The following is an 8,987-nucleotide window of genomic DNA, read 5'->3' as shown; positions in this document are numbered from 1 at the left end:
CTGCCGCCAGCGTTCAATCTGAGCCATGATCAAACTCTTCAATTTAAAGTTTGATGCTCATCGAATTAAACTTCGTAATGAATTACGTGTTCACCCGAGAGACCTGGTATTCATTTTTTGTCCGAAGACATCAAGAATCCATGTCACCTGAGTGCCCACACAGATTGTCTGATAAATTGTTAAAGAGCAGTGCCGCTGTGTTTTCGCTGCGGCGCGGGGTGTGCATATTACGCTTTCCCGCCGTGAAGTCAACTGGTTATTTTCAGATTTCTTCACCTGACAGGCCGGTGTGTTTGCCGTTGTGCCGTGTCAGTGGAGGCGCATTATAGGGAGTTAATTCCGGCTGACAACCCCTAATTTGAAAAAACTTTTCAACCGTATTTTTTTTCAACAAAACGCGGTAAAAAGCGTCATGAAATGATGATCTTGCTGTTTTTGCCACCACTGACAGATATCGAATGGCATACTAGCGAGTGATAGAAAGAAAAAAGGGAGTGATAAATAATGCCTTTAAACGCACAACAGCTTGCCGCGCAGAAAAACATCTCCTGGGTGCTCGCAGAGAAACTGGCGCAACAGATCCTGAAAGGTGAATATGCTCCGGGCTCGATTTTACCTGGTGAGATGGAACTGGGTGAGAAGTTTGGCGTCAGCCGCACCGCAGTCAGGGAAGCGGTAAAGACATTAACCGCAAAAGGGATGGTCTTGCCTCGCCCGCGTATTGGTACCCGGGTAATGCCCCGCGACAACTGGAACTTCCTTGATAAAGAATTGTTGTTCTGGTGGATGCATGAGGATAACTTCAAGGAAATCCTTCAGCACTTCCTTATTATGCGCAGCAGCCTTGAGCCTCAAGCTTGCCTGCTCGCAGCAACACTCGCCAGTGCAGAACAAAAAGCGCATCTCAATACCTTAATGGAAGAGATGGTTAGCCTGAAAAAAGACTTTAACCGCGAACGCTGGATTGAAGTGGATATGGCCTGGCACGAACACATTTACGCGATGAGTGATAATCCCTTCCTTATCTCTTTCGCTTCACTCTTTCACTCGATTTACCACACCTACTTTACCTCTATCACGCAAAATGAAGCGATCAAACTCGACCTTCACCAGGCGATAGTTGACGCCATTCAGGAAAGCGACGGTGAGAGCGCATTCCGGGCGAGCCAGTTATTACTGAATACGCCTAATTAACGGGAATTGGTATGACAGATAAGAAAGCGCGCAGTATGGCCGGCCTGCCATGGATCGCAGCAATGGCTTTTTTTATGCAGGCACTGGATGCCACCATTCTTAACACAGCCCTACCCGCAATAGCACAGAGCCTGGGCCGTTCCCCGCTGGCGATGCAATCCACCATTATTAGTTACACGCTGACCGTGGCAATGCTGATCCCGATGAGCGGCTGGCTGGCAGACCGTTTTGGCACTCGTCGGGTATTTATGCTGGCGGTAAGCCTGTTTACCCTCGGTTCCCTGGCGTGCGCGCTCTCCAACTCACTGTCAATGCTGGTTGTATTCCGTGTCATCCAGGGGATTGGCGGTGCGATGATGATGCCAGTAGCCCGTCTGGCATTACTGCGCGCGTATCCGCGCAGTGAATTGCTACCGGTCCTGAACTTCGTCACCATGCCTGGGCTTGTTGGTCCGATTCTTGGCCCGGTATTGGGCGGCGTGCTGGTTACCTGGGCAAGCTGGCACTGGATCTTTTTGCTTAATATCCCGATTGGTATCGCTGGTCTGTTCTATGCGCGGAAATATATGCCGAATTTCACCACGCCACGACGAAACTTCGATATGGGTGGTTTTTTCCTTTTTGGTTTAAGCCTTGTGCTGTTTTCCAGCGGCATGGAGTTATTTGGAGAGAAGCTGGTCGCCAGCTGGATTGTCTTTACGATTATCTTCAGCGGTCTCGGTTTGCTTTGGGTGTATGTCCGCCACGCGCGCCGCCATCCTGCTCCGCTGATTTCACTCAATCTATTTAACACCCGCACCTTTTCCGTCGGCATCGCCGGAAACATTGCTTCCCGCCTGGGAACGGGCTGCATACCGTTTTTGATGCCACTGATGTTGCAGGTCGGTTTTGGCTATCCCGCGCTGATTGCTGGTTGCATGATGGCACCAACCGCGCTGGGCTCTATTCTGGCAAAATCCATGGTCACGCAGATATTGCGCTGGTTCGGTTATCGCAAGACGCTGGTTGGCATTACGCTATTTATTGGTTTGATGATTGCCCAGCTCGCGCTGCAAACCCCTGCGATGGCAGTATGGATGCTGGTACTGCCACTGTTCATCCTGGGGATGGCGATGTCCACCCAGTTTACCTCGATGAATACCATTACTCTGGCGGACTTAACCGATGAAAACGCTAGCAGCGGCAACAGTGTCCTGGCGGTCACACAACAGTTATCGATAAGCCTGGGGGTCGCGATCAGCGCTGCGGTGCTGCGTTTCTATGAAGGGTTCGATAGCATAAATACCGTAGAGCAGTTCCACTACACCTTTATAACCATGGGCGCTATCACGCTGCTCTCCGCGCTGGTCTTTTTTCTGCTGAAAGCGAAAGATGGCCTCAATCTGATCAAAGAGCGCCACAAAAAATCAGGCTGAACCGCGCTCCATCAGAATCGGCGTGAGCTGCAACCGCTGTTGCTGCAAACCCGGTTCAGCAATACGGTGAATAAGCACATCAATTGCCAGCTCACCCAGTTCATCTTTTGGTTGATGAATAGTGGAGAGCGGGGGAGTCATATAGCGCGCCAGTTCAATATCGTCATAACCGACAATCGCCATATCTTGCGGGATCTTCAGCCCGGACTGATACAAGGCCTGGTATGCGCCAACGGCCATAGCATCGTTGCCGATAAAAACCGCCTGCGGGCGTTCATTCATCGCCAGTAATGCCTGCATAGCCTCAAAACCGCCACCGAACTCAAAGTTGCTCTCGATTTCATCGCCTTCGCGAATAGTTAATCCAGCGCGCGTCATCGCTTCGCGATACCCCTCCAGACGCAAACGCGCAGGCGTTTTATCCAGCGGCCCGGTGATACAGGCTATACGCGTGAATCCTTTATTGATCAGATACTGCGTTGCCATATCGCCACCCAGCAAGGAGTTATCCTGAATCAGATCGCTATCACCGTTAAACGGAGCCCAGTCCATCATTACGGTCGGTATAGAAGGATAGCGCTGCATGATCTCTTGCGAAGGCTGATGGGTCTCGGTGCACAGCAGCAGAAGCCCGTCGACGCGCTTCTGCATCAGCGTTTCCAGATTACTGTTCATCCGCTGTTCGTCGCCTTCGGTATTGCACAACACCAGGCTGTAACCGCGCTCAAAACAGCTACGCTCAACACCGCGTACCAGCTCGGAATAAAAGGGGTTAGAACTGGCGGTTATCAGCATGCCGATGGTGCGGGTCTGATTGATTTTCAGGCTCCGCGCCAGCGCGGAAGGGGCATAATTCAGCGTTTTGATCGCCGCTTCCACCTTATCCCGAACAGCATCACTGACAAAGCGATCTTTGTTAATCACATGGGATACCGTTGAGGTGGAAACGCCCGCCACGCGGGCAACATCCTTCATGGTGGCCAAGTTTCACCCCTGCTGAGAGAGAAAATCATCAATCTCTTTGCGCCACGGAACAGAAGGTTGCGCGCCTTTACGCGTGACGGCAATCGCCGCTGCTGCATGAGCAAAACGGATCGCTTCATCTAACGTTTTCTCTTCCAGCAATGCCGTCAATAGCGCGCCATTAAAGGTATCTCCCGCGGCGATGGTATCAATGGCTTTCACTTTAAAACCGGGTACGCGTTTACCTTCACCACTAACACTTGCCCATACGCCACGGCTGCCAAGGGTAATAATTACCGTCTTGATCCCTTTGGCATGAAGCGCTTGCGCGGCGCGCGCGGCGTCTTCATCGCTATCAACGCGGATACCGGTTAATTTTTCCGCTTCGGTTTCATTTGGTGTGATGATATCCACCAGCGCCAGCAGTTCATCGGAGAGCTCTCGCGCCGGAGCCGGGTTAAGCGCTACGGTCGTGTGGTTCTGCTGCGCGATACGCGCAGCAGCCAGTACGCTGTCTACCGGTGACTCCAGTTGCATCAACAACGCCGATGCGTTCGCAATCAGCGCGTGTTGCGCTTCTACGCGTTCAATCGAGAGCGCCGCATTCGCTCCCGCATAAATACCGATAACGTTCTCACCTTCGCCATTAACAAAAATCAGCGCCACGCCGGTGGATTCACCCGCAACAACGCTTACTGGTGCCACATCAATATGATCGCTTTCCAGTTGCTTACGAACGCGCACCCCCGTGTCGTCATCGCCCGTACAGGCGATAAAAGCGATATCGGCGCCACTACGCCCAGCGGCAACTGCCTGGTTTGCGCCTTTACCACCGAAAGCCACCTGATACTGGCTACCAGTGACGGTTTCGCCCGGCGTCGGAAAAGATTCAAGGTTAAGAATGTGATCGGCATTGATACTACCAAGGACGACGAGTTTGCCTGCGGTTTTCATGATGAACTTGTCCATAAAGTGCGCCACCGTTCCCGGTGGCGCGTGCCATGCTTTTCTTTATTTTTACGTTGTCCCCAGATGGCAGGTTCAAGCCCACCGTCTGAACTGCTTATTACTGCTTGATGACCAGTTTCAGGTCAACCGGGTTTTTCGCGTAGACTTTTTCGCCTTTCAGCACTTTGTCTGCGGTATCAACGCCTTTCGCGCCAATCTGCTCCGGCAACTGAGCAACCGTTGCTGCCAGTTTGCCGTCATTTACTGCTTTTACACCGTCTGGCGTACCGTCAAAACCTACCACCATCACATCAGTTTTACCGGCAGTTTGCAGGGCACGCAGCGCGCCCAGCGCCATTTCATCGTTCTGGGCAAAGACCGCCTGAACATCCGGGTGAGCCGTCAGCAGGTTCTGCATAACGTTCAGGCCCTTAGTACGATCGAAGTCTGCCGGCTGGCTGGCCAGCACGTTAAATTTATGAGCGGCAACAGCCTGCTGAAAACCCTCGCCACGTTCACGTGCGGCGGAGGTCCCGGCGATACCAGCCAGTTCGATAACTTTCGCGCCTTCACCTACTTTTTTAGCGATGTAGTCACCAGCAATTTTGCCGCCGAGCACGTTATCAGATGCAATGTGGCTTACCACTTCACCACTGCTTGCTACACGGTCGAGGGTAATTACCGGGATTTTTGCCTGGTTAGCCATTTTGATCGCGTTGCCGACAGCATCGGAGTCTGTCGGGTTAATCAACAGAAGTTTGGTACCGCGAACGGTCAGATCCTGCACGTTGGCCAGTTCTTTGGCCGGGTTGTTCTGAGAATCCAGGACAACCAGGTCATACCCCAGTTTATCCGCCTCTTTCTGGGCGCCATCCTTCAGGGAGACGAAGAACGGGTTGTTCAGCGTGGAAATCACCAGAGCAATAGAGTCTTTCGCCATCGCGTTTGCGCTAATGGTGGCGCTCAGTGCAACAGCAGAAACCAGGGTGGCCAGTTTTTTCATGTTCATATTCACGAGTCCTGTTGTGTAGGTAATTACTGCTTTTTGTTGTCTACCAGCACCGCGAGCAGAATCACCACTGCTTTAACGATCATCTGGTAATAGGAGGAAACGCTCAACAAATTCAATCCATTATTGAGGAAGCCCAGAATCAATGCGCCGATCAACGTCCCAACAATGCGACCTTTACCGCCAGACAGACTGGTTCCGCCCAATACCACCGCAGCAATAGCATCCAGTTCATAACCGGCACCCGCAGTAGGCTGGGCAGAAGAGAGACGAGCCACTTCAATTATGCCCGCCAGTGAAGCCAGCAAGCCGCACAGTGAGTAGACGATAACTTTCACTTTATCGACGGAAATACCGGACAAGCGTGTCGCCGCTTCGTTACCGCCCAGAGCATAGATATAGCGGCCCAGGCGGGTTTGATGCAATAAATACCAGGCGGCGATAAAGACCACAGCCATCAGCCAAACTGGCGTCGGGACCCCGAGCGGGCGGCCAATACCAAACCAGCCAAAAATATCTGCGTTAGCGGTAAATCCCGTATTGATTGGGCTGCCATTGGTGTAAACCAACGTTACGCCGCGCAGCAGCAACATCATCACCAGCGTCGCAATAAATGCTTGTACGCGGCCTTTCGCGACTATCACCCCGGTAACGGCGCCGATCGCAGCTCCCAGCGCCAATGCGCCAGCAACAGCCACCAGCGCATTCACTTCCACGCCAATCATCGATGCTGCAACGGCACCGGTGAGCGCCAGCAGGGAACCGACGGACAGATCAATTCCCGAGGTCAGGATAACCAGCGTCATCCCCACAGCCATAATGGCATTCACCGAGGTTTGTTGCAGGATGTTCAGCAGGTTATTGACGGTAAAAAAGTTCGGGCTCATGGTCGAAACAATCGCAATCAGCACCAGCAAAGCAATTAACGATTTTTGTTCCATTAGCCATGCTTTGCTGAAATAACGGCGACCAGAAACAGCCTGGGTAGTCATCTTTTTTACTCCTGATTCACACGATTAAGCTTGCCCACAGCGGCAGCCATCAACACTTCCTGAGTGGCCTGCTCGCGCGTGAATTCACCGCCGAGATGCCCTTCATGCATCACCATAATGCGATCGCTCATTCCCAGTACTTCCGGCATTTCAGAGGAGACCAGGATGATGCTCAGCCCGTCAGCCTTGAACTGGTTAATAAGCTGATAAATCTCTTTTTTCGCCCCAACATCAACACCGCGCGTCGGTTCGTCGAGGATCAGCACTTTCGGCCGAGTCATCAAACCACGGGCAATCGCCACTTTTTGCTGGTTACCGCCGGAGAGCAAACCAATTGCCTGCTCCATTGATGGCGTTTTCACATTGAACAGACGGATAAAATCATTCACTGCCTGCTGTTCATCTTTATGCTTCAGCGAACCACCTACGCGACTGAAGTAACGCAGCGCCGTCAACGACATATTCTCTTTCACCGACATGCCAAGCACTAAGCCGTCACGCTTACGATCTTCTGAAATATAGACGATGCCGTTCGACAGCCCGTCCTGCGGAGAGCGGGTAATGACTTCATGGCCGTCGAGTGTCACATAACCGCTGGTGCGCGGCAGTGCGCCATACAGCACTTTCATCAGCTCGGTGCGGCCTGCGCCCATCAACCCAGCGACGCCAAGGATCTCGCCTTTGCGCAGGTTGAAACTGACGTTTTCCACACCGGGACCACACAGATTATCGACTGTAAGGCGCACTTCGCCCGGCGCTTGATCCAGCCGTGGGTATTGGTCTTCCAGCTTGCGGCCAACCATCATTTCGATCAGCGTATCTTCGGTGAGCGTGGCCACTTCGCGCTCGGCGATAAACTGCCCGTCACGGAAAACCGTCACGTCATCGCAAATCTCGAAGATCTCTTTCATACGGTGGGAAATATAGACAATGCCGCGCCCCTGCGATTTCAGCTCGCGGATCACGCGGAACAGCGATTCAGTTTCAGTGTCCGTCAAAGCATCGGTGGGTTCATCCATAATAATGACCTGCGATTCGTAGCTCATCACTTTGGCGATTTCGACCATTTGCTGATCGCCGATGGAGAGTTCCCCGACAAGCCGATCGCTCTTAAAGCGCAGATTCAGTTTGGCCAGCAGCTTGTCAGCATCAGCAAACATCTTTTTCCAGTCGATTTTGCCGAAACGATTGACGAACTCACGGCCGAGAAAAATGTTCTCAGCAATGGTGAGCTGCGGGATCAGGTTCAATTCCTGGTGGATGATACCGATACCGGCTTCCTGCGATGATTTTGGGCCGTTAAAGGTAGTCTCTTTTCCCAGCCACAACAGCGAACCAGCGTCACGGGTATAGATCCCCGTCAGCACTTTCATCATCGTGGATTTACCGGCACCATTTTCACCCACCAGCGCCATCACGCGGCCTGGATAGACGTTCAGCGCCGCGCCGGAAAGCGCTTTAACGCCGGGGAATGCTTTATCGATCCCCTTAAGTTGCAGTAACGCGTCCATAATGGCCTCAGAAAGTGACGCCAGCACAGAGAATGATATTCGCAAACGGGGAACATTCCCCGCTGCGAATCACCGCATGGCTGTCCGCGGTGTGTTTTTTTAACTGCTCGTGCGAAACGTACCGCACTTCTATGGTGTTTCCCTGGTGTTGTTGCAGTTGCTCAAGAGACTTAAGCAACGTTTCGTGGAGCTGCGGATTATGTTGTTTGATTTCCAGCGCCAGAATAGCGGATTCAACCTGCATTTCGGCTGTTACCACATCCAGCACCTGCATAAAGGACGGTACGCCCTGCGTTAGCGCCATATCAATGCGTTGCGTATTACGCGGCACCGGCAACCCGGCATCACATACCACCAGCGTATCGGTATGACCAAGACGAGAGATAACTGACGAAATGTCAGCGTTCAATACACGACCTTTTTTCATTTTTTATGCTCCACTAGCGAAACGTTTCGCTGAACGCAGTGTAGTACAAAGAATAATCTTATAACTATGCCTGAGTTACAGAAGTGTGATCGATATCGAAACGTTTCGCGTCTGGATGTGATGAAAAAAACAGCCTGATTAGCTTAACTGAAATTCACAGGCATAAATAACATAAAACCCCTCATTAAAAGTAATGCCAGTCAGTTAAGCAACTGACTGGCTCTTTTTCGGGGCTGTGGGGTATTTCCAGGGCCTCTCCTTTACCACTCTCGGGAAGGCCCTTTCCCTTCTTGTCGGTAATTTCACAAGTTGTCCCATACTTGCAAGATCGCGCATCAGCTCCGGTATACGTCCCGGTGATGCGCCCTGCAATGTCATCAGCATTCTCATCACCATTCCGCATGATTCTGAGAAACTCAGTTGATTCGGCCAGTAACCTTTCAGATGTTCCGCCATTTTAATCATCTGATATCTCACCAGATTATAAGCCAGTAAGACACCCCACAGCTCTTGCTCCACAAGCTCCGG

At 51.9% G+C, this 8,987-nt stretch carries 8 protein-coding genes and 1 pseudogene; 2 read left to right on the top strand and 7 right to left on the bottom strand.

From position 1 onward, the window contains the following. Positions 1–504: 504 nt before the first annotated feature. Positions 505–1,194, top strand: a complete 690-nt coding sequence (locus GA0061070_RS23450) for a FadR/GntR family transcriptional regulator (protein ID WP_090138857.1) — start codon at positions 505–507, stop codon at positions 1,192–1,194. A gap of 11 nt (positions 1,195–1,205) precedes the next feature. Continuing rightward, on the top strand, positions 1,206–2,609 hold the full coding sequence (gene mdtD / locus GA0061070_RS23445) for a multidrug transporter subunit MdtD (RefSeq protein WP_090138854.1): 1,404 nt from the start codon (positions 1,206–1,208) through the stop codon (positions 2,607–2,609). On the opposite strand, the gene rbsR is transcribed toward mdtD, so the two are convergent. The 7 genes and pseudogenes from rbsR to GA0061070_RS23410 form a co-directional block, all read right to left on the bottom strand. Beyond that, positions 2,601–3,593 (bottom strand): ribose operon transcriptional repressor RbsR, encoded by a 993-nt coding sequence (gene rbsR / locus GA0061070_RS23440; protein ID WP_090138852.1) that lies wholly within the window; start codon positions 3,591–3,593, stop codon positions 2,601–2,603. The genes mdtD and rbsR overlap by 9 nt on opposite strands. A 3-nt stretch (positions 3,594–3,596) precedes the next feature. Beyond that, positions 3,597–4,526 carry a ribokinase gene (gene rbsK / locus GA0061070_RS23435; RefSeq protein ID WP_090138858.1) on the bottom strand — a complete coding sequence of 310 codons (930 nt, stop codon included), beginning with the start codon at positions 4,524–4,526 and terminating at the stop codon, positions 3,597–3,599. A 112-nt stretch (positions 4,527–4,638) separates the two neighbouring features. Then, positions 4,639–5,529 carry a ribose ABC transporter substrate-binding protein RbsB gene (gene rbsB, locus GA0061070_RS23430; RefSeq protein ID WP_090138850.1) on the bottom strand — a complete coding sequence of 297 codons (891 nt, stop codon included), beginning with the start codon at positions 5,527–5,529 and terminating at the stop codon, positions 4,639–4,641. 26 nt (positions 5,530–5,555) lie between these two features. Continuing rightward, positions 5,556–6,521, bottom strand: a complete 966-nt coding sequence (gene rbsC / locus GA0061070_RS23425; RefSeq protein ID WP_090138848.1) for a ribose ABC transporter permease — start codon at positions 6,519–6,521, stop codon at positions 5,556–5,558. Positions 6,522–6,526: 5 nt separating this feature from the next. Beyond that, the gene (gene rbsA / locus GA0061070_RS23420) at positions 6,527–8,032 is read right to left on the bottom strand and encodes a ribose ABC transporter ATP-binding protein RbsA (RefSeq protein WP_090138845.1); all 1,506 of its coding nucleotides are present in this window, start codon (positions 8,030–8,032) and stop codon (positions 6,527–6,529) included. A 7-nt stretch (positions 8,033–8,039) separates the two neighbouring features. Further along, positions 8,040–8,459: a D-ribose pyranase gene (gene rbsD, locus GA0061070_RS23415; protein WP_090138843.1), complete on the bottom strand. Its 420-nt coding sequence runs from the start codon at positions 8,457–8,459 to the stop codon at positions 8,040–8,042. Between the two features lie 204 nt (positions 8,460–8,663). Further along, a pseudogene (locus tag GA0061070_RS23410) lies at positions 8,664–8,987 on the bottom strand (IS4 family transposase); the annotation flags it as partial.

Source organism: Kosakonia oryziphila (genome assembly GCF_900094795.1).
GTDB lineage: Bacteria > Pseudomonadota > Gammaproteobacteria > Enterobacterales > Enterobacteriaceae > Kosakonia > Kosakonia oryziphila.
Note: the sequence above shows the minus strand (reverse complement) of the source record. Positions and strands in the feature narration are given on the sequence as shown.